At 72.3% G+C, this 24,941-nt stretch carries 25 protein-coding genes; 13 read left to right on the top strand and 12 right to left on the bottom strand.

Going from position 1 to position 24,941, the window contains the following annotated elements:
* Position 1: 1 nt before the first annotated feature.
* Entirely contained in the window at positions 2-289 is a 288-nt protein-coding gene (locus tag ABZ621_RS24715) for a hypothetical protein (protein ID WP_360608039.1), read from the bottom strand.
* Positions 290-1,167: 878 nt separating this feature from the next.
* On the opposite strand from ABZ621_RS24715, the gene ABZ621_RS24710 reads away from it, so the two are divergent.
* The gene (locus tag ABZ621_RS24710; protein WP_360608037.1) at positions 1,168-1,878 is read left to right on the top strand and encodes a hypothetical protein; all 711 of its coding nucleotides are present in this window, start codon (positions 1,168-1,170) and stop codon (positions 1,876-1,878) included.
* Positions 1,875-2,420 (top strand): GNAT family N-acetyltransferase, encoded by a 546-nt coding sequence (locus ABZ621_RS24705; protein WP_360608035.1) that lies wholly within the window; start codon positions 1,875-1,877, stop codon positions 2,418-2,420. Before ABZ621_RS24710 ends, ABZ621_RS24705 begins: the two co-directional genes overlap by 4 nt.
* Here ABZ621_RS24705 and ABZ621_RS24700 read toward each other — a convergent pair.
* Positions 2,417-2,893, bottom strand: coding sequence for a helix-turn-helix domain-containing protein (locus tag ABZ621_RS24700; RefSeq protein WP_360608033.1), 477 nt, complete (start codon positions 2,891-2,893; stop codon positions 2,417-2,419). The two genes, ABZ621_RS24705 and ABZ621_RS24700, sit on opposite strands and share 4 nt — an antisense overlap.
* Before the next feature lie 736 nt (positions 2,894-3,629).
* On the opposite strand from ABZ621_RS24700, the gene ABZ621_RS24695 reads away from it, so the two are divergent.
* Positions 3,630-5,936 carry an immune inhibitor A domain-containing protein gene (locus tag ABZ621_RS24695; protein ID WP_360608031.1) on the top strand — a complete coding sequence of 769 codons (2,307 nt, stop codon included), beginning with the start codon at positions 3,630-3,632 and terminating at the stop codon, positions 5,934-5,936.
* A gap of 47 nt (positions 5,937-5,983) precedes the next feature.
* Here ABZ621_RS24695 and otsB read toward each other — a convergent pair whose 3' ends face one another.
* From otsB to ABZ621_RS24680, 3 genes are all read right to left on the bottom strand, one after another.
* Positions 5,984-6,826 carry a trehalose-phosphatase gene (otsB, locus tag ABZ621_RS24690; RefSeq protein WP_360608029.1) on the bottom strand — a complete coding sequence of 281 codons (843 nt, stop codon included), beginning with the start codon at positions 6,824-6,826 and terminating at the stop codon, positions 5,984-5,986.
* 65 nt (positions 6,827-6,891) lie between these two features.
* The gene (locus ABZ621_RS24685; protein WP_360608027.1) at positions 6,892-7,167 is read right to left on the bottom strand and encodes a DUF3263 domain-containing protein; all 276 of its coding nucleotides are present in this window, start codon (positions 7,165-7,167) and stop codon (positions 6,892-6,894) included.
* Positions 7,168-7,201: 34 nt separating this feature from the next.
* On the bottom strand, positions 7,202-8,485 hold the full coding sequence (locus ABZ621_RS24680) for an extracellular solute-binding protein (RefSeq protein WP_360608025.1): 1,284 nt from the start codon (positions 8,483-8,485) through the stop codon (positions 7,202-7,204).
* Positions 8,486-8,714: 229 nt separating this feature from the next.
* Between ABZ621_RS24680 and ABZ621_RS24675 the strand changes: the two genes are divergently transcribed.
* The 4 genes from ABZ621_RS24675 to ABZ621_RS24660 all read left to right on the top strand — a co-directional run bounded on the left by ABZ621_RS24675 (position 8,715) and on the right by ABZ621_RS24660 (position 12,543).
* Positions 8,715-9,665: an ROK family protein gene (locus ABZ621_RS24675; RefSeq protein ID WP_360608023.1), complete on the top strand. Its 951-nt coding sequence runs from the start codon at positions 8,715-8,717 to the stop codon at positions 9,663-9,665.
* Complete coding sequence (nagA, locus tag ABZ621_RS24670) at positions 9,665-10,834, top strand: N-acetylglucosamine-6-phosphate deacetylase (protein WP_360608021.1); 1,170 nt, start codon at positions 9,665-9,667, stop codon at positions 10,832-10,834. Before ABZ621_RS24675 ends, nagA begins: the two co-directional genes overlap by 1 nt.
* A gap of 157 nt (positions 10,835-10,991) precedes the next feature.
* Positions 10,992-11,921 (top strand): 1-phosphofructokinase family hexose kinase, encoded by a 930-nt coding sequence (locus ABZ621_RS24665; protein ID WP_360608019.1) that lies wholly within the window; start codon positions 10,992-10,994, stop codon positions 11,919-11,921.
* Positions 11,922-12,114: 193 nt separating this feature from the next.
* Positions 12,115-12,543, top strand: a complete 429-nt coding sequence (locus tag ABZ621_RS24660) for a hypothetical protein (RefSeq protein ID WP_360608017.1) — start codon at positions 12,115-12,117, stop codon at positions 12,541-12,543.
* Between the two features lie 60 nt (positions 12,544-12,603).
* Here the strand turns inward: ABZ621_RS24660 and ABZ621_RS24655 are convergent, their stop codons facing one another.
* The 3 genes from ABZ621_RS24655 to cdgB all read right to left on the bottom strand — a co-directional run bounded on the left by ABZ621_RS24655 (position 12,604) and on the right by cdgB (position 16,736).
* Positions 12,604-13,575: a CBM35 domain-containing protein gene (locus ABZ621_RS24655; protein ID WP_360608015.1), complete on the bottom strand. Its 972-nt coding sequence runs from the start codon at positions 13,573-13,575 to the stop codon at positions 12,604-12,606.
* A gap of 92 nt (positions 13,576-13,667) precedes the next feature.
* On the bottom strand, positions 13,668-14,864 hold the full coding sequence (locus ABZ621_RS24650) for an RNA-guided endonuclease TnpB family protein (RefSeq protein WP_360608013.1): 1,197 nt from the start codon (positions 14,862-14,864) through the stop codon (positions 13,668-13,670).
* Positions 14,865-15,029: 165 nt separating this feature from the next.
* The gene (gene cdgB / locus ABZ621_RS24645; RefSeq protein ID WP_360608011.1) at positions 15,030-16,736 is read right to left on the bottom strand and encodes a diguanylate cyclase CdgB; all 1,707 of its coding nucleotides are present in this window, start codon (positions 16,734-16,736) and stop codon (positions 15,030-15,032) included.
* 250 nt (positions 16,737-16,986) lie between these two features.
* Between cdgB and ABZ621_RS24640 the strand changes: the two genes are divergently transcribed.
* On the top strand, positions 16,987-17,550 hold the full coding sequence (locus tag ABZ621_RS24640) for a flavin reductase family protein (RefSeq protein WP_360608009.1): 564 nt from the start codon (positions 16,987-16,989) through the stop codon (positions 17,548-17,550).
* A gap of 41 nt (positions 17,551-17,591) precedes the next feature.
* Here the strand turns inward: ABZ621_RS24640 and arfB are convergent, their stop codons facing one another.
* Entirely contained in the window at positions 17,592-18,020 is a 429-nt protein-coding gene (gene arfB / locus ABZ621_RS24635) for an alternative ribosome rescue aminoacyl-tRNA hydrolase ArfB (protein WP_360608007.1), read from the bottom strand.
* A gap of 125 nt (positions 18,021-18,145) precedes the next feature.
* On the opposite strand from arfB, the gene ABZ621_RS24630 reads away from it, so the two are divergent.
* Both ABZ621_RS24630 and ABZ621_RS24625 read left to right on the top strand, forming a co-directional pair.
* Entirely contained in the window at positions 18,146-18,721 is a 576-nt protein-coding gene (locus tag ABZ621_RS24630) for a TerD family protein (protein WP_360308411.1), read from the top strand.
* Positions 18,722-18,786: 65 nt separating this feature from the next.
* Entirely contained in the window at positions 18,787-19,308 is a 522-nt protein-coding gene (locus tag ABZ621_RS24625; RefSeq protein ID WP_360608005.1) for a GNAT family N-acetyltransferase, read from the top strand.
* A gap of 7 nt (positions 19,309-19,315) precedes the next feature.
* Here ABZ621_RS24625 and ABZ621_RS24620 read toward each other — a convergent pair whose 3' ends face one another.
* The 3 genes from ABZ621_RS24620 to ABZ621_RS24610 all read right to left on the bottom strand — a co-directional run bounded on the left by ABZ621_RS24620 (position 19,316) and on the right by ABZ621_RS24610 (position 21,875).
* Positions 19,316-20,686 carry a M1 family metallopeptidase gene (locus ABZ621_RS24620; RefSeq protein WP_360608261.1) on the bottom strand — a complete coding sequence of 457 codons (1,371 nt, stop codon included), beginning with the start codon at positions 20,684-20,686 and terminating at the stop codon, positions 19,316-19,318.
* A 165-nt stretch (positions 20,687-20,851) separates the two neighbouring features.
* Complete coding sequence (locus ABZ621_RS24615) at positions 20,852-21,394, bottom strand: heme-binding protein (RefSeq protein ID WP_360608003.1); 543 nt, start codon at positions 21,392-21,394, stop codon at positions 20,852-20,854.
* A gap of 196 nt (positions 21,395-21,590) precedes the next feature.
* A complete protein-coding gene (locus tag ABZ621_RS24610) occupies positions 21,591-21,875 on the bottom strand; it encodes a hypothetical protein (protein WP_360608001.1) in 285 nt (94 codons plus the stop codon).
* Here ABZ621_RS24610 and ABZ621_RS24605 point away from each other — a divergent pair.
* From ABZ621_RS24605 to ABZ621_RS24595, 3 genes are all read left to right on the top strand, one after another.
* Entirely contained in the window at positions 21,870-22,982 is a 1,113-nt protein-coding gene (locus ABZ621_RS24605) for a sensor histidine kinase (protein WP_360607999.1), read from the top strand. The two genes, ABZ621_RS24610 and ABZ621_RS24605, sit on opposite strands and share 6 nt — an antisense overlap.
* Positions 22,983-23,026: 44 nt before the next feature.
* Complete coding sequence (locus ABZ621_RS24600) at positions 23,027-23,647, top strand: response regulator transcription factor (RefSeq protein ID WP_030495583.1); 621 nt, start codon at positions 23,027-23,029, stop codon at positions 23,645-23,647.
* A gap of 68 nt (positions 23,648-23,715) precedes the next feature.
* On the top strand, positions 23,716-24,921 hold the full coding sequence (locus tag ABZ621_RS24595; protein WP_360607997.1) for an FAD-dependent monooxygenase: 1,206 nt from the start codon (positions 23,716-23,718) through the stop codon (positions 24,919-24,921).
* Positions 24,922-24,941 lie beyond the last annotated feature (20 nt).

Here is a 24,941-nt window from a genome sequence, read left to right as displayed (position 1 = left end):
TTCAGTCCGGCAGCGGCTGGGCCTCGTCCGGCGCCAGGGTGCCGGGCTCGAATGGCACCGGACACGCGGCGCCGGACACGGGCACTCTGGACGGTCTGACGTTGCCGAGGGCCGTCGACCACTCCACCCCGGAAGCGGGGCGGATGTGCGCGACGTCGACCACACGGCCGTGGTCGTGCATCTCGTGCGTAACCGCCATGAGCGCACCCTCGCCCCCGCAGGCGATGTCCCGTACTCGGCACCCGATCAACTCGTGCTGGACATGGCCGGCATCGTCGGCAGCGCTCACCCCTCCCCCTCCTCCCCGCCCGGTTCGCCGAAGACACGGTCGAGAAACCGCGCCCACCCCTCGGCCCCCCGTTCACGCAGCTCCCGGCTCGGAACCCCGAACTCCGCGCTCACCGCGACGTAGTCGGGCCCGCCCGCCTCTGGCGCGCGGTGAGGAGGTGAACTGTCCATCGCTTGCTCCTGTGGTCGACGTGCGATCAGTCAACGGCCGGAGACCGCCACGGGACAGGAAAGGTCTCCGGTCGGCGCACGCGGCGGGACCGGAAGACTTTGCCTGCCCTTTGCGACTCCTCTGGCTCGGAGCACGGGCCGGCACTACGTTCTGTCTCGTGGCAGTCAACGCCGTGCTGAAGCAGCGGATGGCCGACTTAGGCCTCACTCAGGAAGAGTTGGCGGGTCGGATGAACGCCGCCCTGCTGGAGATCACCGGCAGGCCCGGCGATGTGTCGGACCGGACCGTACGGAATCTGCTCAGCGGAGCCACCCGGCGCCCGATCGGCCGTACGCGCAGGGCACTGGAAGCGGTCTTCCGCTGCCCCCTGAGAGATCTGGGATTCGATTCCCCCCGCACCATGCCCCCGCCGGAGGATCCAGTGGAACGCCGCCAGTTTCATCGCAGTCGGCACTGCGCTGGCACTCACCTCGGCAACCCCGTCCCACGGGACACCCCGACGCATCGGCGTCAGCGACGTCGAACGCCTCCACCGCAGGTTCGCGGACATCATCGCCAAGGACCACCGTCATGGCGGGCGTCTCGTCATCGAGCACACGGCCACGGCTCTCGCGGACGAAGCCCTCGCCCTCCAGGAGGCCGGCACGGCCAGCCAGCGCATCAGAAAGCAGGTCTACGCCGCGGCTGCCGCGTTCCGGTCCTCCGCGATGTGGGCCGCCATCGACGGGCGGCGCTTCGACGACGCCGCCCGGCACATGCATGCCGCCCAGCAACTCGCCGAAATGGCCGGAGACCCGTACATCAAGTTCCGCATCTGGTCCCACGCAGGGACGATGTACCGGCACATGGGACGTCCGGCGGACGCACTCGCGGCCAACGACGTGGCCCGTAAGCTCGGCATCACCCGCCAGGACCCCATGTTCGCCTCCCTGGGCCTGGCCCGGCAGGGCGCGATCCACGGAGCAGCCGGTGACGGCACGGCCGCCCACCGAGCCTTCCAGCAGTCGCAGGAAGCCCTGCTGCGCGCGGATCCGGATGCCCCACGGCCGGTGTGGCTGAACGCCTTCTACGACCAGGCCGAACTCGACAGCCTCGCCCTGTCCGCGTATCTCTCCCTCCGCGACTTCGAGCGGGCGGAAGCCCATGGGCACCGCTGCCTCGCGGCACTGCGCCCTCACATGCAGCGGTCCAAGGCCATCGCCACGACCCGTGTCGCGCGGGCCCAACTCGAACAGGGAGAAGTGGAAGCAGCCCTGGCGAGCGCCATGTCCATCTCGGCCGACGCCGCGACCCGTCACCCCCGCGTCGTGGGAATGCTCCGGGCCTTCGGCAGCCGTCTGGAGTACGCGGCCCCCGGCACCGCTTTCGCCCACACCTGGACGCAGCACACTCGCGAGACCTGGAGGCAGCCCGCATGATCCCCCGACTCCGCCGCTACGCGGGCACGCCCTCGGACCTCGAAGAGGTCACCGCACCGCTGATCGCGGTGTACGCGGAGGTACGCGAGCCCCTGCTCCATCTGCCGAACTACTCGGTGCAGACCTTCACCGAACGCCTGGAGCGCCACGGAAGGGAGCCGGGGTTCGGGGTGGTGCTGGCGTTCGATGCCGAGGACCGGCCGGTCGGCTATGCGTACGGGAACACCGTGGAGAACGGTGACCGGTGGTGGCAGCGGATGGGCGAGGTCGACGCGCGGTTCACCAGCCGTCCCGCCCTGGCCCTCAAGGAGATCGGCGTGACGATTTCCCATCGGGGCACGGGGCTGGCCCGGCGCATCCATGACGAGCTGCTCGCCGGTCGCAGCGAGGCGTACGTGTCCCTCATGGTGAACGCGGCGGCCGGCGACGGAAAGGTGCGGCGGGTCTACGAGTCCTGGGGGTACACGGTGATCGGCACGAGTCAGCCGTCCCCCGCCTCGCCCGTGCTCGCCGCGATGATCCGGCGGACCACGGCGGGTTAGTCGTTGCTGTCGCCGCCGCCGTCGATGACGGTCAGCCCGGAGTACGGGTCGGTGCTGTCGGCGGGGACGTTCTGGATGGCCCGGCCCTGCGCGGCCCCGTTCCCGTTGAAGACGAAGTCGGGCCGGAGGCGCCAGTCGCGACCGTCGGGGTAGATGAATCCGGCGTCCGAGAGCTGCTTGAGGGCGCGCGAGACGGTCGGCTGGGACATGCCTACCTGCTCGGCGAACTTCGCCTGGCTCTCCACCCGCACCAGGCCGTGGTCCTTGCGGTTCTGGAGTGCGCACATCTTGTGGAACAGCTTGTAGCCCGCCCCGCTGAGGTCCGCCTCGGCGAGGGCTTCATGAGCGTCGTAACCCATCGTGGTGTAGCCACCTCCCCGGAACCAGAGCGCGTGCGCGGCACCGACCGACGAGTGCACGGTGAGGTCCTGTACCTCACCCGTGGACCGGTTGACCGTCTCGATCTTCGTCACACGTCGGGCCGCACGCACAGAGTACCTCCGGGATGGATGGGCTTGACCCAGAACACCGAACATTTGATTCATTTATGAATGAGACATACAAGATCCGGGTAGCCAGTTATTCAATTTCGTATTGCTAGCCTACGGGCTCGCATGGTCCCTTGACCATTCCCGCAGGCCAGCGCCCCGCCAGGGTCGCTCCGTCTTTAACAGGTAAGGCACCCGCCGCGCGGGCGCGCCCCCCGCCCACCCTCGCCGCGCGGATCCCTCCGCCGCCGTGGGCCGAGGGCGGTGCCTTCGAGGGAAGCGTGGCCGGGGCCGGTGGCTGGTTGCTGGGGGCCACGTGGCGGACGACCGGTCGGCTCTCCCGCCGCCGTGGCCGCTTGTCTTGGGCCGAGGTCCGGGCGGGGTCTGAGGGCGCTGCGGTGATGGGTCGCGTACGGGGCCGGACCGGGGTGGGCCCACGGGGGCGTCGGCTCGGTGCGTACGGATTCCGCTTCACCCCGCACCGCTCCCGCCACGCCGCGCCCCACCCCGCGCGGTCGGCGCACGGGTTCCACCGGCGGGCGGCTCGGGGCGCGGCAGCAAGAGGCCGGCGCGGCGGCGCGGACCGTTGCGGCGGTGATTCGGTTCCGTTAATCGGTGACGACCCCTCCTCGGGGAGGGGTGTCCCGTGGCACACTCGCGGCGATCGTTCCCCCAGGCGATCCGTTTTCCCCCAGAGGCAAGCGGAAGGATCGCAACACACGTGAAGAAGATTGTCGTGGGCATGACTCTCGGGTCGGCGCTCACCGCACTCCTCGCCGCGGGGCTCACCCCCGCCGCCGCGCAGGAGGCCCGGGACACGGTGCAGGCCGGTGCGAAGGCCCAGCGGGCCGACAACCGGCCGGGGCCGCTCACCAAGCAGCGCACCGAGCTGCGCGAGAAGGCGATCGACCTGGTCGCCAAGGGCAAGGCCAAGGCGAACGCCCGGGGCGTCGTCGAGGTCGCGCCGGGGAAGTTCGCCGAGACCGAGACCACCACCGCCGTACGGCAGGAGAAGATCCTCACGATCCTCTCCGAGTTCGGCGACCAGGGGTCCGGGAAGCTCGGCACCACCCCCGGGCCGCTGCACAACCAGATAGCCCAGCCGGACCGGGCCACGGACAACTCCAACGCCTGGACGGCCGACTTCGACAAGGCCTACTACGAGAACCTCTTCAACGGCCCCGGCGAGTCGATGAAGACGTACTACGAGAAGCTGTCGAACGGCGCCTACTCCGTCTCCAACGTCGTCGAGGACTGGGTCAAGGTCCCCGGCAACGCCTCCGTCTACGGCGACAACGCCGTGGAGGACAACGGCGGTTCGTGGGCGTTCATCCAGGACACCGGCAACGCCTGGTGGGACGCGCAGCTCGCGGCCGGCAAGACGCCCGCCGAGATCGACGCGTACCTCGCGCAGTTCGACGTCTGGGACCGCAACGACTGGGACCACGACGGGAACTTCGACGAGGCCGACGGCTACATCGACCACTTCCAGGCCGTCCACGCCGGCATGGGCGAGGACGCCGGCGGCGGCGCCCAGGGCGAGGACGCCATCTGGTCGCACCGGTGGTACGTCAACGGGGACGACTACGGGCTCACCGGGCCCGACGTCGCCGGTACGCAGAACAAGGCCGGCGGCGCCCGCATCGGGCAGTCCAGGTACTGGCTCGGCGACTACACCACCGAGGGCGAGAACGGCGGACTCGGCGTCTTCTGCCACGAGTTCGGCCACGACCTCGGCCTGCCGGACTACTACGACACCGACGGCGGCGAGAACTCCACCGCCTTCTGGACCCTGATGAGCTCCGGCTCCTGGCTCGGCCACGGCGACGCCGCGAACGCCGGCATCGGCACCCACCCGGGCCTGATGGGCGCCGAGGAGAAGCTCTTCCTCGGCTGGCTCGACTACGTCGACGCGCCGCTCGGCTCCGACGGCGGCTACACGCTGAGCCCGGCCGCCCTCCAGGAGGCGGGCAAGGCGCAGGCCGTCCGCGTCGCGCTCCCCGACAAGGCCGCCTCCACCACCTATGCCACCCCGGCCTCCGGCACGCACGCCTGGTGGACCGGCTCGGCCGACGGCCTCAACCAGGCCCTCACCCGCTCCGTCCCGGCCGCCCCGCGCGTCACCGTGAAGGCGAGCGCCTGGTACGAGATCGAGGCGGACTTCGACTACCTCTTCGCCGAGTACTCCCTCGACGGCGGCGCCACCTGGGCCCGCGCCGGCGAGGCCGTCGACGGCTCCTCGGCCGGCAAGTGGACCACCCTGCGGTTCTCCTACGACGCCGCCGGACAGCCCTCGCTCTTCCGCTTCCGCTACCAGACCGACGGCGGCGTGCACCTCGCCGGCGCCTTCCTGGACGACATCGGCCTGTCCAGCGGCGGTACGACCCTGGTGACGGACGACGTCGAGCAGGGCGCGAACGGCTGGACCGCGCAGGGCCGCTGGAAGGTCTCCACCGGCACCGAGTCCGCCACCTACCCGCAGTACTACCTGGTGGAGAACCGCGAGTACGTCGGCGCCGACGCGCTCCTCGCCGAGGGCCCGTACCAGTTCGCCAAGCCGCTGACCGCCCCCGACTGGGTCGAGTACTTCCGCTACCAGAACGGCATGCTCGTCTGGTACGTCGACCGGTCCTACGACGACAACAACGTCAGCAACCACCCCGGCGGCGGCTCCGCCATGGCCGTCGACGCCCGCCCGACGCCGTTCACGTACCCGAACGGCGCCGCGCCCAGCAACCGCCGCCAGCCCTTCGACGCCACCTTCGGCCTGGAGGCCACCGACGCCACCTGCCTCCACACCGAGGTCCTGGCCGGCAAGGGCAAGCAGCAGACCGTCGAGACCCTCGCCGCCTGCGCGCCGTCGGTCCCGGGCATCCCGGTCTTCGACGACACCGACCCGAACGCCTACTACGACACCTCGGCGCCGCAGGCCAGCGTCAAGGTCGCCGGACACGGCGTGAAGGTCACCGTCACCGGCGACGCCGGCGACGACCTGACGATCACCGTGGCCAACCCGGCCGCGCGGTAGTCACCCCTGGAAGCGGTCACCCCCGAGAGGGCGGTGCGGCGGGACGCTCAGTCCCGCCGCACCGCCCTCGCCAGTTCCCCGAGGAACGCGACGACGCCCGACGGGCCGTCCACGGACAGGTCCGCGCGGTCGGCGAGCTCCGGGACCTCGGTGGAGCCGGAACAGACGAGGAGGCCCGGGAGGCCGTCGCCGCGGAGCTTCTCCACGGCGGCGAAGGCCGGCAGGTCGCCCAGGTCGTCGCCCGCGTACAGGACGGAACCCGCGCCCTTCTCGCGTACGAACTCCGCCAGCGCCACGCCCTTGTCCATGCCGGGGGGCCGCAGCTCCAGGACCAGCCGGCCCGGCTCCAGGACCAGGCCGTGCGCGGCGGCCAGCCCGCCGAGCGGGCCCTTCAGCGCCTCGAAGGCGCCTTCGGGGTCCCGGGCGCGGCGGGTGTGGACGGCGACCGCGCGGCCCTTCTCCTCGATCCAGACGCCGGGCCAGGCGCCGTGCCGGTCGAGGAAGCCGGGGAGCTCGGCGCGGACGCCGGCGACGCCGGGGTGCGGGGCGGCGGCCGTGACGGTGCCGGTGGCGGCGTCCCAGCGTTCGGCGCCGTAGTGGCCGAGGACGGTGAGGTGCTCCAGGCCCGGCACTCCGGCGAGGCCGCCGTGGCGGACGGCGACGCCCGCCGGGCGGCCGGTGACGATGACGACGGCGGCCAGGTGCGGGGCGAGGGCGGCGAGGGCGGGGACGGTGCCGGGGTGGGCCCGGGCCCGCTCGGGGTCGGGGACGATCTCGGCGAGCGTCCCGTCGAAGTCGAGGGCGACGACGGCCTCGGAGGGGCGCGCGAGGAGCGCGTCCAGGCCGTCGCGGCCGGAGGGTGTGGCCGGGTGCGGAAGGCTGCTGACCATACGGCCGACCCTACCGACGCCTTCGCCCGGCGTCAGCGTGGCCGGACTCACCTCCCCGCGGGGGTTTACCTCCGGCGCTGCTTCTCCTCCCGGACCCGGCGCAGCCGGTTCACCGTGACCGGGTCGTGGGCGAGGGCGCGCGGGTCGTCGAGGAGCGCGTTGAGGAGCTGGTAGTAGCGGGTCGGCGAGAGGCCGAGCCCCTCGCGCACGGCCCGCTCCTTGGCACCGGGCCCGGGCCAGGACCGCCGCTCGACGGCGAGCACGGCCCGCTCCCGCTCCCCGAGCCCGGAGGAGTCCTCCGGCTCGGCGGGGTCGGTGTCGGGCACGTGCTCTTCGGTCATAGGACCAACCTATATACGACGGCCGGCGAGGCGGTTACTCCGCCGCCTCCGCCGCCGTCGCCGTGCGGGCGATGGCGCCGAGGACGTCGGCGGGGCGGCCGGCGGGGGTGACGGCCCGGCCGATGTCCTGCTTGATGGTCTCGCTGACCTTGGCCCAGGAGGTCTTGCCGACGGGCGGCAGCTGGGCGGTGGGCAGGGCCTTCAGGAACTCGCGGAGGCCCGCGTGCTCGGTCCCGGACTCCATGCGGGTGGAGGCGCTGACCGTGACGGGCAGCAGGTCGTTGTCGCCGGCGAACTTCAGGACGTTCTCGTCGCTGAAGACGAAGTCGAGGAAGGCGCCGATCTCCTTGCGGTGACCGTTCTGCTTGAAGCCCATGATCCAGTCGGCGACGCCCATGGAGACCTTGGCGGGGCCGTCGACGCCGGGCAACGGGACCTGGCCGACCTTGACGCCCTGCTTGGCGGCCTCCTGGAGGAGGGACGGGTGGCCGTTGAGCATGCCGACCTCGCCCTGCGCGAAGGCGGCGAAGGCGGCCTTGCGGTTGAGCTTGCCGGGGGCGACGGGGCCGGTGAGGCCCTGGCCGACCAGCTCGTCCTTGAGCCAGGTGAAGGTGGCGATGTTGGCCTCGGAGGCGATGGCGTACCGGTCGGAGTCGTCGGTCCAGCCGCCCCCGCCGGCGAACAGCCACATCAGGGACTCGGCCTGCGCCTCCTCGGGCCCGAGGGGGAGGGCGAAGGGGGTGCGGACGCCCGCCTTCTTGAGCTTCTTCGCGGCGGCGGCGAGCTCGGCCCAGGTGGTGGGGGGCTCGACGCCGGCCTTCTCGAAGAGGTCGGCGTTGTAGAAGAGCGGGCGGGTGGAGGCGACGAACGGCAGGCCGTACTGGGTGCGGTCGTTCTCGCCGGCCTCGGCGAGCGCCGGGACGAAGTTGGCCTGCACGGGGATGGTGAGGAGGTCGTCGGCCGAGTAGAGCTGCCCGGCGGCCGCGTAGTCGGCGTAGGCGCCGATCTGGGCGACGTCGGGGGCCTGCCCGGCCTTCACCATCTCGGCGACCTTGCGGTCGACGTCGTCCCAGGACTCGACCTGCACCTCGACCTTGATCCCGGGGTGGCCGGCCTGGAAGGCGGCGACGAGGTCGTCCCAGTACTTCTGGGTGGTGTTGCCGCCGGTGAGGTCGTAGTCGGCGGCGACCAGGCGCAGGGTCACATCGCCGCCGTCCCCGCCGAGGGTGCCGCAGCCGGCGACCGTGGCGGTCAGGCCCAGGGCGGCGGCGGCCGCGGTCAGTCCAAGGAATCGTCGCCGCTCCACGGCTTCATCCACCTTTTGCTCGTCATTGAGCAGCAGTGAGCTGCACATTCACAGGGTTGGGGGTCGAAAGTCTCCCCCAGTCTCGAACTAGAGGTCTACACCAGTCGGGTATCACTTCCGCAACTCCGGAGGGACCTTCGCCACAAACCCCCCACACCACCGGCCCGAATTTGTATCCGAGCGCAACAATCCTCGGCAGTGGACTAGACCTTTAGGGCGGTCTCGCGCGAGACTGTCCCCCGTGAGACACGTCATCGCCCTCGATGTGGGCGGCACCGGCATGAAGGCCGCCCTCGTCGGGGCGGACGGCACCCTGCTCCACGAGGCCCGCCGCGCCACCGGGCGCGACCGCGGCGCGGAAGCCGTCGTCGAGACGATCCTCGGCTTCGCCGAGGACCTGCGCGCCCTCGGCGAGGAGCGGTACGGGGAGCCCGCCGCGGCCGCCGGGGTCGCCGTCCCCGGCATCGTCGACGCCGACCGCGGCATCGCCGTCTACGCCGCCAACCTCGGCTGGCGCGACGTCCCCCTCCGCGCCCTCCTCAGCGAACGCCTCGGCGGCCTCCCCGTCGCCCTCGGCCACGACGTGCGCACCGGCGGCCTCGCCGAGGGCCGCATCGGCGCGGGCAACGGCGCCGACCGCTTCCTCTTCGTGCCCCTCGGCACCGGCATCGCCGGCGCCATCGGCATCGGCGACCTCATCGAGGCCGGCGCCCACGGCTACGCCGGCGAGATCGGCCACATCGTCGTCCGCCCCGGCGGCACCGACTGCGGCTGCGGCCAGCGCGGCTGCCTGGAGCGGTACGCCTCCGCCTCCGCCGTCTCCCTCGCCTGGGCCGCGGCCTCCGGCGACCCCCGGGCGGACGCCGCCGACTGCGCCAAGGCGGTCGAGTCCGGCGACCCCGTCGCCGTACGCGTCTGGCAGGAGGCCGTCGACGCCCTCGCCGACGGCCTGGTCACCGCCCTCACCCTGCTGGACCCCCGCACCCTCATCATCGGTGGCGGTCTCGCCGAGGCCGGGGAAACCTTGTTCACACCCCTACGGGCCGCCGTGGAGGAACGCGTCACCTTCCAGAAGCTGCCCGTCATCGTCCCGGCGGCCCTCGGGGACACCGCCGGATGCCTGGGCGCGGGGCTCCTCGCCTGGGACCTGCTCGCCGACCAGCGCACCACCGACCCGGAGGTTTCCGCCTGATGTCCGCTCACAAGGTTCTCGCCGGCGCACGCGTCGTGCTGCCCACCGGGATCGTCGAGAACGGGCGCGTGATCGTCGACGGCGGTCGCATCGCGGGCGCGGCTCCCGAGGACGCCGAGGTCCTCGACCTCAGCGGCCACTGGCTGGTGCCCGGCTTCGTCGACATGCACAACCACGGCGGCGGCGGCGCCTCCTTCACCTCCGGCACCGTCGACGAGGTCCTCAAGGGCGTCCACACCCACCGGCTGCACGGCACGACCACCGTCGTCGCCTCCTTCGTCACCGGCGACATGGACTTCCTCACCGCCCGCGCCGGACTGCTCTCCGAGCTCGCCGAGCAGGGCGAGATCGCCGGCCTCCACTTCGAGGGCCCGTTCATCTCCCCCTGCCGCAAGGGCGCCCACGACGAGACCCTGCTGCGCGACCCGCACCCGGCCGAGGTCCTCAAGCTGATCGACGCCGCCCGCGGCCAGGCCAAGATGGTCACCCTCGCCACCGAGCTGCCCGGCGGCCTCGACTCCGTACGCCTCCTCGCCGAGCACGGCGTCATCGCGGCCATCGGCCACACCGACGCCAGCTACGAGCAGACCGTCCAGGCCATCGACGCCGGCGCCACCGTCGCCACCCACCTGTACAACGCGATGCCCGGCCTCGGCCACCGCGCGCCCGGCCCGATCGCCGCGCTCCTGGAGGACGAGCGGATCACCGTCGAGCTCATCAACGACGGCACCCACCTCCACCCGGCCGCCCTGGAGCTCGCCTTCCACCACGCGGGCCCCGAGCGCGTCGCCTTCATCACCGACGCCATGGACGCGGCGGGCTTCGGCGACGGCCGCTACATGCTCGGCCCGCTGGAGGTCGAGGTGAAGGACAGCGTGGCCCGCCTCGTCGAGGGCGGATCCATCGCCGGCTCCACCCTCACCCTGGACCGCGCCTTCAAGCGCGCCGCCACCGTCGACCGGCTCCCCGTCGAGTCCGTCGTCCAGGCCATCTCCGCCAACCCGGCCCGCCTCCTCGGCGTCTACGACCGGGTCGGCTCCCTGGAGCCGGGCAAGGACGCCGACATGGTCGTCCTCGACGCCGCGTTCGACGTGAAGGGCGTCATGCGCAAGGGCGAGTGGATCGTCGCGCCGCAGGGCATCCCCACCCGCGTGCCGCAGCGGGCCTGACGGACACCTGACAGACCACCGGACAAGCCCCCCGACAGACCGCCTGATCAGGCCGAAAGGGGACGGTTACCGGCCCAGGGGCTGGGCCGATCGCCGTCCCTTTGGCATGATCGCGGCTGTCTCCGCAGGTCTTACCGGAAGTACGGGGGGTGGACAGGTGATCCTCACGGTCACCCTCAACACGGCGCTGGACGTCACCTACCGCGTCCCGGCCCTCGTCCCGCACACCAGCCACCGGGTCGCCGACCACGCCGAACGGCCCGGCGGCAAGGGCGTCAACGTGGCCCGGGTGCTGGCCGCGCTCGGCCACGAGACGGTCGTCACCGGCTTCGCCGGCGGCCCCACCGGGGACCGGCTCCGCGCACTCCTCGCGCCCGTGCCCCGCCTCACCGACGCCCTGGTGACCGTCGCGGCGACGACCCGCCGCACCCTCGCCGTCGTCGACGCCGCCGCCGGGGACACCACCCAGTTCAACGAGGCCGGCGCCGCCGTCACCCCCGAGGAATGGACCGCCTTCCGCACCCGGTACGCGGAGCTGCTGCCCGGCGCCGCGGCGGTCGCCCTCTGCGGCAGCCTCCCGCCGGGCGTCCATGTCGGCGCCTATGCCGAACTGATCCGGACGGCCCGCGCGGCCGGCGTCCCGGTCCTCCTCGACACCGCCGGGGAACCGCTCCGCCGCGGCATCGCCGCCCGCCCCGACCTGGTGAAGCCCAACGCCGACGAGCTCGCCGGCCTCACCGGCTCCCGCGACCCGCGCCGCGCCACGCAGGACGCCCGCCGCAGGGGCGCCCACGCCGTCGTCACCTCGCTCGGCCCCGACGGCCTCCTCGCCGCCACCCCGGACGGCCTCTGGCAGGCGACGCCCCCGGCTCCGGTCCACGGCAACCCGACGGGAGCCGGCGACTCGGTGGTCGCCGCCCTCCTCGCCGGCCTGGTCACCGGCACCGAGTGGCCCACCCGCCTCGCCCACGCCGTCGCCCTCTCCGTGGCGACCGTCCTCTCCCCGGTGGCCGGCGAGTTCGACGAGACGGCGTACGAGGCACTGCTCCCGCGCATCACGGTGCGGGAGCTGGCGGCCGCGGCGTAGGGCGGGGCCACCGCGCCGCTCACAAGGACGAGAGCCGCTCGACGCCCGCATACCCGGCATCCACACCTACCGCCGTACGCGGCTGCTATGGGGCAACTTCCCGTCATCGAACATTAGTCCGGCATTCGACTTCACTCCCCTGCACCTTCGATAAATGATCAGCGCTGGGGCAATTCGATCGATGGGAGTCGACATGCGCAAGCTAACCCTGACCGCCGGGACCACCATAGGAGCCCTTGCCGTGGCCATTGGCGCCTCCACCCCCGCTCATGCGGCCACGACATCCGGCTTCAAGGGCTTTCGTAGTTGCGGCACTACGGGTGCCTTCGGCGACTATCAGTTCTCGAACTGGTATGGACCGGACGCCACTATCAACGTCGCCTTCAGCCTCACCGATACGGCATCCGACGGAAACAGCGTGCGCGTTCGCATGATTTCCAAGAACGTAAACGGGGCCGTCACATATTACCAGTGGCGTTCGAACACGAGCGGCTACGGCACAACCAGCCGATGGACGACGACCGCTTCCAACAGCATGGGACTCTTCGACATCGGGATCCAGGTGGCTCGCATCAACTCGGACGGCAGCGTCAGGAACATGTGCACGAGCTGGGGGGGCTGACCTGCTGAACGGGCCCGGTGCGGGGCGGCCTCGCCCTCCCCGCACCGGGCCCGTGGATGCCTACCCCTTCGCGTGTCCGGCCTTCAGTGCGACCTGGTCGAGTATCGCCTCGCACTGGTCGCCGGCCTCGCAGGAGATCTTCAGGGAGTTCTCGCCCTTGTTGAGGTTCACGTAGGCGTAAGTGTTGGTCCAGCCTTTCGCCCAGTCTCCTTCCGCCGCCTTAGCGAAGTTGGACATGTTCAGGGAGCGGGGCTCACCATTGTTGACCAGGAGGGACGTCTTGGCGTCCTTACCCGGCACGCTATACGTGATGTACAGGGTGTACTCGCCGCTCTCGGGCACATCCACGGTCCAGCTCGCGGCCCCGCCCTGGCCGTTGAACGACACATAGGCACCGTCCGCGCCCTTCGCACCGGCAATATCCTTGGCGAGAGTGGCGGGGCCGCCCAACTTCAGCGTCGCCGCGTCCTGCTGCGGCAGCTCCGCCGGGGGCTGCGAGGAGGTGCTGGGGTCGGTCGACGGGGACTCTGAAACCTGAGTGGGGGCACCCGTCGGGTTGCCGCCCGGGCCCTCCGCGTTCTTATTCTTCTCGCCCCCCATGTTGGAGATCACTGCCGCCGCGATGCCCGCCACCACGACCGCGACGACCGCGACCGCGCCGATCAGGAGGCCCCTGGTGTTGGGGCCGCGGCCGGATCCGCCGCGCTGAGGCGGGAGCGGGGACTGGCGGGTCTGCGAGCCGCTGCCGTAGACCTCGGGGGCCGCGTACTGGGGGTGCGGTTGACCGTACGGGACCTGCTGCTGGTGCGGGACATAGGACTGTTGCGGGGCCGGGTGGCCGCGACGCTCGCCGACCGCCCTGACCTGGTTATACGAGGTGCGGGGCACGCGGGACTGAGCGGGGGCCGGGCCCGGGTAACCGTAGCCGCCGCCTTGCGGGGCCTGGGCGCCTGCTGCCTGACCGTCCGCGTACAGGTAGCCGAACGGATCGTCGTCCTCGGGCTTGTTCGCGCCGTCGTTACCGGCAGCCATCCGGGTCATCCTCTCTATGCGCGCCGACCGTCGCCGACCACCGCGAGCCTACCCCGAACGATTGACGCTCTCCTCCCTGACGGGAGGGATTCTCACGGCTCGCGCCGTGAGACTTCCTGCTTCGTCGCCGACTGCCCGCCCGGAGAACTCCGTTGAGGTCTTACACCAGCTCCACAGGCCGACACCGCCCGTCCGGCGGCCAGCAGGTTCTTCGCGGCGTTCCCGTCCCGGTCGTGGGTCGTTCCGCAGCTGTCGCACGTCCAGGTGCGGACGTGCAGCGGCATCTTCCCCTGGAGGGTGCCGCAGGTGGAGCACAGCTTGGAGGAGGGGAAGAAGCGGTCGACCGCGATCACTTCCCGCCCGTACCACTGGGCCTTGTACTCCAAAAGGCTCCGGAACTCCGACCACGCAGCATCGCTGATGGCACGGGCCAGACTCCGATTCTTGACCATGTTGCGCACGGTCAGGTCCTCGATCACGATCGTTTGGTTCTCACGAACGAGTCGAGTGGTCAGCTTGTGCAGGCTGTCACGGCGACGGTCGGCGATCCGGGCGTGGATCTTGGCAACCTTACGCCGGGCCTTGGCCCGGTTCGCCGACCCCTTGGTCTTCTTCGCCAGGCGGCGCTGGGCCAGGGCGAGGCGGGCGCGGTCACGGCGCTCGTGCCGGGGATTGGCGATCTTCTCCCCGGTCGAGAGGGTCAGCAGATGATCCAGGCCGACATCCACGCCCACGGCGGTATCCGTCACGGGGAGCGGCGTGACGGCAGGGTCCTCGCACAGCATCGAGACGTACCAACGCCCGGCCGCGTCCTGAGACACGGTCACCGTCGAAGGCTTCACCCCCTCGGGCAGGGGCCGGGACCACACGATGTCCAGCGGTACCGCCATCTTGGCCAACGTCAGCTTCCCATCACGAAAGCGAAACCCGCTGGTGGTGTACTCGGCAGACCTCCGCGACTTCTTCTTCGACTTGAAGCGCGGGTACCTGGCCCGCTTGCCGAAGAAGTTTGTGAACGCCGCCTGCAGGTGCCGAAGGCACTGCTGGAGCGGAACCGACGACACCTCATTGAGGAACGCCAGTTCCTCGGTCTTCTTCCACGCCGTCAGCATCGCCGACGTGGCGTTGTAGTTCACCCGCTCCTGCCGCGCCCACGCCTCAGTACGGGCGGCGAGCGCCATGTTGTAGACCTTGCGGACGCAGCCGAACGTGCGCGACAGCTCGGCTGCCTGCTCGTCCGTGGGATAGAAGCGGTACTTGAACGCCCGCTTCACATGCGTCGTGGTCACGCTCACAAACTAGTGTCGCAACAGGTGAGGCACAAACTCGCTGGTCAGAGCACGGACCATCAGTCTTGCGGCGAAACCCCGCTCCGCAGGGCTTTCGTTCCCTCCCTCCACCCGAAGGTGGGGTGCCGACGAAAGGACTTCAGCCGGCCATCACGCGGGAAGCGATCATCCGGCCCGGCGGTGCACCTTGGCACGGGACCGTTTCTCCACGTACATCCGCTGGTCGGCGGAGTTCAGGACCTCTTCGACGGTCATCCCGCATTCGGCCCAGCCGATGCCGAAACTGGCCCCGACCCGCACCGCGCGGCCGTCCACCCGGATGGGCGGGATGATCGCGTTGCGCAGCCGGACGGCGAGGTCGGCGGCGTCGGCCGAGCCGAGTCCGTCGGCGAGGACGACGAACTCGTCACCGCCCAGACGGGCGACCGTGTCGCCGTCCCTGACGCCGGTGGTGAGCCGGCGGGCCACCTCGATGAGGACGGCGTCGCCGGTGTGGTGCCCGAAGCGGTCGTTGATCGACTTGAAGCCGTCGAGGTCGCAGAAGAGGACGGCGAGCCCCTTCGTGCCGTCGTCGACGTCGCCGCCGGTCGGCGCGACCGTGTGCACGTGGTGGTCGTACGCCCCGCCGCCGGCGGGTTCGAAGCCGAAGCCGTGCTCGTGCTCGTGGCCGTACTCGTACCCGCCGTCGTGGCCCCCTTCGTACCCGCCCTCGTACGCCTCGTAGCCGCCGCCCTCGTACGCGACGGGCAGCGGGTCGGGGCCGGGGCCCTGGTAGGCGTCGGCGTGCGCGGGGCGCTCGCAGAGCCGGGCGGAGAGCCGGGAGCGCAGTTCGGCGCTGTTGGGCAGGCCGGTGAGGGCGTCGTGGGAGGCCCGGTGGGCGAGCTGGAGCTCGTGCCGCTTGCGCTCCTCGATGTCCTCGACGTGGGTGAGGAGGAAGCGGGGCCCGTCGGCGGTGTCGGCGACCACCGAGTTCCGCAGCGAGACCCAGACGTAGGTGCCGTCGCGCCGGCCGAGCCGCAGCTCGGCGCGGCCGCCCTCGGCGGAGGTGCGGAGCAGGGTGCCGATGTCCTCGGGGTGGACGAGGTCGGCGAAGGAGTAGCGGCGCATCACCGAGGCGGGGCGGCCGAGGAGCCGGCAGAGCGCGTCGTTGGTGCGCAGGAGCCGGCCGTGCTGGTCGCCGCCGAGCTCGGCGATGGCCATGCCGGAGGGGGCGTACTCGAAGGCCTGCCGGAAGGACTCCTCGCTGGCGCGCAGGGCCTGCTGCTCGCGCTCAAGGCGGATGAGGGCGCGCTGCATGTTGGAGCGGAGCCGGGCGTTGCTGATCGCGATGGCGGACTGTGAGGCGTACATCTGGAGGGCTTCCTGCCCCCAGGGCCCGGGGTGCCGGCCGTTGCGCGGACGGTCGACGGATATGACGCCGAGCAGCTCCTGGCCGGTGCCGGAGGCGTACATGGGGGCGTACAGCCGGTCGTGGGGGTGCCACTCGTCCTCGAAGCGGGGCGCGGGGCCGTCGGTGTGCCACTGCGGCACGTCGTCGTCCATCAGGACCCAGCCCTCGGTGTGCGGTATGAACCGCAGGTCGCCCCAGGGGACGGACATGGCGAGCCGGCGCTCCCAGGCCTCGCGGGAGCCGACGCGGCCGGTGATGAGGGCCTCGGCGGCGGGGTCTCCGGCGAAGGCGGCGACGACCAGGTCACCGTCGGGCCGGACCAGGTTCACGCAGGCCAGCTGGTAGTTGAGGCCGGCGACGACGCCGTCGGCGACGGTCTGCAGGGTGTCCGCGAGGCTGCGGGCGGTGTTCAGGTCCGCCACGACCTGATGCAGCTGCCGCAGGGTCGAGAGACGGACGTAAGGCTCCGACTCGGTCTCCATCGCTCGCTCTCCCCGAGACCTCGACAGCAACTCCAGGGTTCTCATCGGCTTCGTGCTGTACTGTCCCCGCCACTGAATCACAGCGAGCTGCGCACCCGGTACACAGGGTCAGCAAATACTGCCCTCTGTGACTCAAGTCACAGGCGCCTCGCCGCCCCGGTACCGGCCGGGGTCCTAGGACCCTTGCCGGGCGCCCCTCTGGTCCCCCGGCCCGATGCGGCCCGCGCGGGCCCCGCCGTAGCGTGCCGGTGTGCTGCAGAAGACCCCGCCCTCGCCGCCCCTCACCGACCTCGCCATCCCTCATGCTGAGGGGGTGAGCGACGACGAGTTCCGGGCGGCCATGTCCCGCCTCGCGGCCGGAGTGGTCCTGGTGACCGCGCACGACCCCGACGACGGCCCGCGCGGCGAGGACGTCGGCATGACCGCCACCGCCTTCCTCTCAGTCTCGCTGGACCCGCCGCTGGTCCTGGTGAGCCTGCGCAACGGCTCCCGGATGGACGACCTCCTGGAGGAGGTCCCGGTCTGGGCGGTGTCGGTCCTCGCCGAGGACCAGCGGCAGGTCGCCGGCCGCTTCTCGATGAAGGGCCGCGTCTCGGACCGGCTGCTCTTCGCCGACCTGCCGTCCACGCGCGGCGCGGAGAGCGGGGCGCCGCTGCTCGACGGGGCGCTCGCCACCCTGGAGTGCCGCACGGAGAGCCGGGTGGTCGCGGGCGACCACACCCTCGTCGTCGGCCGCGTCCTCTCGGTCGGCCTGCCCGCGCCGGACGGCGAGCCCCTCGCCTACTTCCGGGGCCGCTACCGCCACCTGGGCTGAGCACCGGCAGGCCGGACCGCCGGGCCCCGGTCGCGGGCCCGTCAGCCCCAGTCGCGGCCCTGCCGGCCGCGCTTCGTCTCGGCGCGCTGCTTCTTCTGCCGCAGCCGGCGCTCGTTGATGCCCCGGGGGATCTTCGTCGCACGGCGCGGCTTCGGCGGCGGGGCGGTCGCCTCGGCGAGGAGCGCGGCGAGCCGGACGGCCGCCGTCTCGCGGTTGCGCCACTGGGAGCGGTGCTCCGAGGCCCGTACGGTCAGTACGCCGTCCACGAGCCGGGAGGCGAGCCGTTCCAGGGCGCGGGCCTTCCACACCTCGGGCAGGACCTCGGTCGCGGCGAGGTCGAAGAGCAGCTCGACACGCGAGTCGGAGGTGTTCACGTGCTGGCCGCCGGGACCCGAGGAGCGCGAGAATCGCCACTGGAGCTCGGCCTCGGGGAGCGAGACGGAGCCGCGGATCTGATACGGACCTGACATGCCTCCATGTTCCCCGCACCGGGCACGGACCGTCATCCTGTTTTCGCGGTCGGGAACCGTGGGACGCCGTTCCGCGTTTCTCCGGGCGAAGACAACGTGCTGAACCACGATGAAAGGGACTTCCCATGGCAGTGAGCCTCTCCAAGGGCGGCAACGTCTCCCTGACCAAGGAGGCGCCGGGCCTGACCGCCGTCACCGTGGGCCTCGGCTGGGACGTCCGCACGACGACCGGCACCGACTTCGACCTCGACGCCTCCGCCATCGGCGTGGACGCCGCCGGCAAGGTGGCCTCGGACGCCCACTTCGTCTTCTTCAACAACAAGTCCACCCCGGACCAGACCATCGTCCACACGGGTGACAACCGCACGGGTGAGGGCGGCGGCGACGACGAGCAGATCAACGTCAACCTCGCGGGCCTCCCGGCGAACGTCGACAAGATCGTCTTCCCGGTCTCCATCTACGACGCGGTCTCCCGCTCGCAGAACTTCGGCCAGGTCCGCAACGCGTACATCCGCATCGTGAACCAGGCCGGCGGCGCCGAGATCGCCCGCTACGACCTCTCCGAGGACGCCGCCGTCGAGACCGCCATGGTCTTCGGCGAGCTGTACCGCAACGGCGCCGAGTGGAAGTTCCGCGCCGTCGGCCAGGGCTACGCCTCCGGCCTGGAGGGCATCGCCCGCGACTTCGGCGTGAACCTCTGACACACGGCTCCCCGAGCCACCGGGCCCCGGCCGGGTTTCGACCCGCCGGGGCCTACCCTTGCCCCGTGATCGTCGAGACCCTCGCGCCCAAGGCCCTGGAGGACGGCGTCGCGCTGCCCGGGCCGCTGCTCACCGAACTCACCGCGCTGTACGCCTCGGACCGCGCGTTCCAGCAGCTCAGCGGTGACTTCCCGGACCCGGACGCGATCCGTCCCGAGCAGGTCGCGGCCGCCCTCGCCGACGAACTCGCCGAGCCCTCCGCCGAGGTCCTCCTGGCCCGCTCCGAGGGCCGCCTCGTCGCCGTCGCCGTGACGCTCGGCCACCACCCCGACCCGGCCGACCCGGACCCCTGGCTGGGCCTCCTCATGGTCCACGCGGACGAGCGGCGCGCCGGTTTCGGCCGCCGCCTCGCCCGGCACGTCGAGGACGGCTTCCGCGCCGGGGGCCGCACGGGCCTCAAGCTCGCCGTCCTGGAGAACAACCCCGAGGCCCTCGCCTTCTGGACCGCCCTGGGGTACGAGGAGACCGCCCGCCGCCCGGACCTGGCACACGGCCGCCCGTGCGTGGTCCTGCGGAAGTCCCTGTAGACAGGATCTACGGCTTCGCCGGCCGTCCGTCGCCGAACAGCCAGACGTCCCACACCCCGTCCAGGTCCCGGCCGGCGACCGACTCCGCGTAGGCCGTGAAGTCCGCCGTGGACGCGTTGGCGTGCCGGTACTTCGCGGCCCAGCCGCGCAGCAGCTCGTCGAAGACGCGGTCGCCGACGGTCTCGCGGAGCTGGTGGAGGACCATCGCGCCGCGCTGGTAGACGGGCGGGTCGAAGAGGTTCTCGGCGGTGGGCGGATCGGCGGGCGGGAAGGCCCAGTTGGCGTCCTCGGCGAAGGCGGCCGCGAAGCTGTCGGCGGCGGGCACGGAGCCGTACTCCTCCGCGTACAGCCACTCGGCGTAGGTGGCGAAGCCCTCGTTGAGCCAGATGTCCTGCCAGGACGCGGGGGTGACGGAGTTCCCGAACCACTGGTGGGCCAGTTCGTGCACGAGCGTCGTGCGGTCGAAGGAGCCGGCCGGGAAGACGGGCCGGGTCTGCGTCTCCAGGGCGTAGCCGAGGGACCCGTCGGCGGTGACGACGGCGCCGGCGGCGGAGAAGGGGTAGGGGCCGAAGCGGTCCTGCTGGCGGGCGAGGAGCGTGGGGAGCTCGGCCCGCAGCCCGGCCGTCGCGGAGACGAGCGCGGGCTCGACGGCGGTGACCACCGGGACCTCGCCGAGCGCCGTGCCGGTGGTGGTCTCGTACCGGCCGATCATCACCGTCGCGAGGTAGCTCGCCATCGGCTCCGACTGGCTCCAGACCGTGCGGGTGCGGCCGCCGGAGACGGGTTCGGCGGAGACGCGGACGCCGTTGGAGAGCGCCGCGAGCCGGCTCGGGGCGGTCAGCGCGATCTCGTACGCCGCCTTGTCGGAGGGGTGGTGGTTGCCGGGGAACCAGGTCATGGAGCCGGCCGGTTCGCCGACCGCGACGGCCCCGCCGGCGCTCCTCAGCCAGCCCTCCGTCGACCCGTCGGGGTCGGTGAGCTGCTCGGGCACCCCCGCGTACGCGACCGTGACGGTGAACTCCCGTCCGCTCGGCAGCTCGTCGCGCGGACGGAGCGTCAGCTCGGTCCCGGCGCGGTTGACGGCGGCGGGCTCGCCGTCGACGGTCGCGCCCGTCACGGTCAGCCCGGACAGGTCGAGGTTGAACGCGGAGAGGTCCTGGGTGGCGCGGGCGGTGATCCGCGCGGTGCCGTCGAGCCGGCCGGTGTCCGGGTCGTAGGCGAGGTCGAGGGCGTAGTGGCCGACGTCGTAGCCGCCGTTGCCGAGCTTGGCGAAGTACGGGTCGCGCAGCCCGGACGCGCCGGGCGTGCCCCGCACCCCGCCGGTCTCCGGCGAGCAGCCGGCGAGGAGGCCGCCGAGCACGGCGAGGGCCGCCGCCAGGGAGGCGGCGGCCCGGGGGGACCGTCCGGCCCGACGGGTCGGGATCACGGTACGGATCGCGGCACGGATCACGGTACGGATCCTAGACAAGTCGGGCAGAAGGTGTGGGTGAGGGCGTCCGTCGGGGGGAATCGGACGCCCTCACCGGTACGGGGGGAGCTCCGCTTACTTCGCGAGCTCGGCGACACCGGCGCGGGCGAACTTCTCGTCCAGGTCGCCGGAGGGGGCGCCCGCGACGCCGATGCCGGCGATCGGGCCGCCGTTGGCGGTGACCGGGGCGCCGCCGCCGAGGAAGAGGGTGCCCGGGATGTCCTTCAGGTTCGGGGCCTGCTCCAGGCGCTTGACCAGCTCGGAGGTGGGGGCGTTCCAGGAGACGGCGGTGTACGCCTTCTTCACGGCCGACTCGTAGGACTGCGGGCCGGCGCCGTCGCCGCGCAGGGTGACGATCGTGTTGCCGTTGCGGTCGACGACGGCGACGGAGACGCGCTGGTTCTCCTTGGCGGCGGCGTCGAGGACGGCCTCGGCGGCGTCGGTGGCGGCCTCGATGGTGAGGTGGTTGGTCTGGAACAGGTTGTCGCTGCCCGCGTCGGCCTTGACGACGGCGGCGGGATCGGCGGCCGGGGCGGAGGCGTTGGCGGAGACGGCGCCGAAGGTGCCGGCGGCCAGGACGGCGGCGACGGTGGTGCCGAGGACGAGCTTCTTCTTCATGGTGGGCTCCCGGGGAGGTCGTGTGGAGGAGGAGGGCGGCGCTTCGTTCGCTCTGCCTCCATCCTGGGTCCGGCACCGGCCCCGTACGGTCGACGGTCCGGCTGCCCTCGCGGCGCGCACCGGACGATGCGGGGGTCAGCCGATCGGCTGATGCCCGTGTGGTCCTCGCGGGTCAGCATGGATACGTACACCCAGGTCAGCGCGGCCCCGCGAGGGCGCGCCACCGAGCACGGCCCGCGAAGGAGGCGAGACGGTGGACCGCACCGGCCGGCACGCACGGCACCCCCAAGACCCCTCCCCCGCCCCGCACGGGCAGGCCCCACGCGGCCAGGCTCCGCACGGGCAGGCCCCACGCGGCCAGGCTCCGTACGGTCAGGCCCCACGCGGCCAGGCTCCGTACGGTCAGGCCCCGTACGGGCAGGCCCCGCGCGGCGGGCAGCCGCACGACCCGGACGCCGGGTGGCTGGCGCGCGTCATGCACGTCGCGTTCTTCCTGCTGCTCGGCGCCTCCCTGATCCGCTTCCTCATCCGCCACGAGTGGGAGGACCGCGGCCTCTGGATCGTCGCGCTCTCCGTCGCGCTCGCCGCGCTCTACCTCCTCGGCCCGGTCCTCGGCAGCCGCGCCACCCCCGGCCGCATCGCCTGGCTGTGCACGGTCGTCGCCGTCTGGGTGGTCCTCGTCGTCCTCGCGCCCAGCTTCGCCTGGTGCGCGGTCCCGCTCTTCTACACCGGCCTGCGGACCCTCCCGGCGCGGGCCGCCCTCGTCCTCGTCACCCTCCTCACCGCCTTCGTCGTCTTCGCGCAGGTGCAGCTCTCGCACGGCGGCTGGGACCCCAACCTGATCGTGGCCCCGCCGGCCGTCGCCGCCATCGCCACCGGCGTCTTCGTCCACGCCGACCGGCAGGCGGCACGCCAGCGCGCCCTCATCGACGACCTGATCCGCACCCGCCGCGAACTCGCCGCGATCGAACGGCGCGAGGGCACCCTCGCCGAGCGGCAGCGGCTCTCCATGGAGATCCACGACACCCTCGCCCAGGGCCTGTCCAGCCAGCAGATGCTGCTCCAAGCCGCCGACCGCACCTGGGACAGCGACCCGTCGACCGCCCGCCGGCACGTCCGTACCGCCGAGTCGATCGCCGAGCGGAACCTCGCCGAGGCCCGCCGCTTCGTCCACGACCTGGCCCCCGCCGACCTCGCCGAGGGCGGCGGCCTGGAGCAGGCGCTGCGCGGGCTCGCGGAGCGCGAGTCGGCCGCCTTCCGGGTCGACGGCACGCCGGTGCCGCTGCCGGACCGGGCGCAGTCGGCGCTCCTCCGGATCGCGCAGGGCGCGCTCGCCAACATCCGGGAGCACGCCGGCGCGACCTCCGCCGCCCTCACCCTCACCTACCTCGACGACCAGGTCGTCCTGGACGTCGCCGACGACGGCAGCGGCTTCGACCCTTCGGCCGCCCGCGACGGCGGCGGCGTCCGCGGCCACGGCCTGCCCGCGATGCGGGTCAGGGCCCAGCAGCTGGGCGGCACGCTTACGGTGGAGTCGACCCCCGGCGAGGGCACGGTGCTCTCCGCCGCGATCCCCCTGACCCTCTGAACCCCTCTGAGCCCCTCTGAGCCCCTCTGACGGAAGGCAGGTCCGTGACCGTACGCATCCTCCTCTGCGACGACCACGTCGTCGTCCGCGCCGGACTGCTCGCCCTCCTCGGCTCCACCCCCGACATCGAGGTCGTCGGGGAGGCCGGCAGCGGCGAGGAGGCCGTCGCGATGGCCGCGAAGCTGAAGCCGGACGTGGTCCTGATGGACCTCCAGCTCGGCGCCGGCATCGACGGCGTGGAGGCGACCCGCCGGATCGCGCCCACCGGCGTCCACGTCCTCGTCCTCACCACGTACGACACCGACGCCGACATCACCCGGGCCATCGAGGCGGGCGCCACCGGCTACCTCCTGAAGGCCGAGCGGCCCGAGGAGCTGTTCGCCGCGATCCACTCCGCCGCCCAGGGGCGCACGGCGCTCTCCCCGCCGGTCGCGAGCCGGGTCATGGACCGGATGCGCGGCGCCGCGGGCCCCTCGCTCACCGACCGGGAGCGCGACATCCTCGGCCAGCTCGCGCACGGCCTCGGCAACAAGGAGATCGCCCGCGCGCTCTTCATCAGCGAGGCCACCGTCAAGACCCACCTGGGCCGGATCTACGCGAAGCTCGGCGTCGACACGCGGGCCGGCGCCGTGGCCGTCGCGAAGGAGCAGCGCCTGCTCCCCTGAGCCCCCCGGGACTGCTACCGTGCGCTGTCGTTCCACTGCACAGTGTCATGTTCTCCTCGGGAGCGCACGTGAAGATCGCCGTCGTCGGTGGCGGGCCCGCCGGCCTGTACCTCTCGATCCTGCTCAAGCGCCAGGACCCGTCGCACGAGATCGCCGTGTACGAGCGGAACGCGGCCGGCTCCACCTACGGCTGGGGCGTCACCTACTGGGCCGGGCTCCTCGACAAGCTGCGGGCGGGCGACCCGGAGTCCGCCACGGCCGTCGCCGAGGCCTCGGTGACGTGGACCGACGGCCTCGCGATCGTCCGCGACGAGCGGACCGTGCACCGCGGCGACGCCGGCTTCGGCATCGGCCGCCGCCGGATGCTCGGGCTCCTCGCGGACCGGGCCGCCGGGCTGGGCGTGGAGGTCGCGTACGAGCACCCGATCGCGGGCCCGGACGCCCCGGAACTGGCCGGCGCGGACCTGGTCGTCGCGGCCGACGGCGTGAACAGCGTCCTGCGCGAGGCCCACGCCGACCACTACGGCACCGCCTTCACCACCGGCCGCAACCCGTACATCTGGCTCGGCACCGGCAAGGTCTTCGACTCCTTCAGCTTCGCCTTCAAGGAGACCGCGCACGGCTGGATCTGGTGCTACGCCTACGGCTTCAGCGGCGAGCGCTCCACCTGCGTCGTGGAGTGCGCCCCCGGCACCTGGACGGGCCTGGGCCTGGACACCATGCCCGAGGGCGACTGCCTCGCCCTCCTTGAGAAGCTCTTCCACGACCTCCTCGACGGCCACGCCCTCATCGGCCGCGACCGGGGCGCCGACCCCGCCCAGTGGCTCCGCTTCCGCACGCTCACCACCCGCGCCTGGCACCACGGCCGGACCGTCCTCCTCGGCGACGCCGCCCACACCACGCACTACTCGATCGGCGCGGGCACCACCCTGGCCCTGGAGGACGCCCTGGCCCTGGCCGAAGCCCTCCGCACCCACCCGGACGACCTGGAGACGGCCCTCACCGTCTACGGCCGGCGCCGCCGCGCCGAACTCGTCTCCGCCCAGAGCGCGGCCCGCCTGAGCGCCCAGTGGTACGAGAACCTCCCCCGCTACATGACCCTGGAGCCGGACCGGATGTTCGCCCTCCTCGGCCAGCGCCACTCCCCGCTCCTCCCCCACATCCCCCCGCAGCTCTACTACCGCCTCGACCGCGCCGCCGGCAGCCTGGAGCCCCTGCGCCGCCTCAAGCGCTGGCTCGGCCCGCGGCTGGCCCGGGCGACCCACCGCGCCTGACACCGGGCCGGGGACACCGG

Origin of the sequence: Streptomyces sp. NPDC007863, from assembly GCF_040633895.1 — a bacterium.
Lineage (GTDB): Bacteria > Actinomycetota > Actinomycetes > Streptomycetales > Streptomycetaceae > Streptomyces.
The sequence above is the reverse complement of the archived record's forward strand: the minus strand, read 5'-3'. Positions and strand labels throughout refer to the sequence as shown.

Bases quoted from the DNA above. Each gene is read 5' to 3' on its own strand.
- ABZ621_RS24710 (WP_360608037.1), top strand. From the start codon at position 1,168: ATGTGGGCCGCCATCGACGGGCGGCGCTTCGACGACGCCGCCCGGCAC.
- ABZ621_RS24705 (WP_360608035.1), top strand. From the start codon at position 1,875: ATGATCCCCCGACTCCGCCGCTACGCGGGCACGCCCTCGGACCTCGAA.
- otsB (WP_360608029.1), bottom strand. From the start codon at position 6,826: ATGGTCAGCAGCCTTCCGCACCCGGCCACACCCTCCGGCCGCGACGGC.
- ABZ621_RS24685 (WP_360608027.1), bottom strand. From the start codon at position 7,167: ATGACCGAAGAGCACGTGCCCGACACCGACCCCGCCGAGCCGGAGGAC.
- nagA (WP_360608021.1), top strand. From the start codon at position 9,665: ATGTCCGCTCACAAGGTTCTCGCCGGCGCACGCGTCGTGCTGCCCACC.
- ABZ621_RS24660 (WP_360608017.1), top strand. From the start codon at position 12,115: ATGCGCAAGCTAACCCTGACCGCCGGGACCACCATAGGAGCCCTTGCC.
- ABZ621_RS24655 (WP_360608015.1), bottom strand. From the start codon at position 13,575: ATGGCTGCCGGTAACGACGGCGCGAACAAGCCCGAGGACGACGATCCG.
- cdgB (WP_360608011.1), bottom strand. From the start codon at position 16,736: ATGGAGACCGAGTCGGAGCCTTACGTCCGTCTCTCGACCCTGCGGCAG.
- arfB (WP_360608007.1), bottom strand. From the start codon at position 18,020: ATGTCAGGTCCGTATCAGATCCGCGGCTCCGTCTCGCTCCCCGAGGCC.
- ABZ621_RS24630 (WP_360308411.1), top strand. From the start codon at position 18,146: ATGGCAGTGAGCCTCTCCAAGGGCGGCAACGTCTCCCTGACCAAGGAG.
- ABZ621_RS24615 (WP_360608003.1), bottom strand. From the start codon at position 21,394: ATGAAGAAGAAGCTCGTCCTCGGCACCACCGTCGCCGCCGTCCTGGCC.
- ABZ621_RS24605 (WP_360607999.1), top strand. From the start codon at position 21,870: ATGCACGTCGCGTTCTTCCTGCTGCTCGGCGCCTCCCTGATCCGCTTC.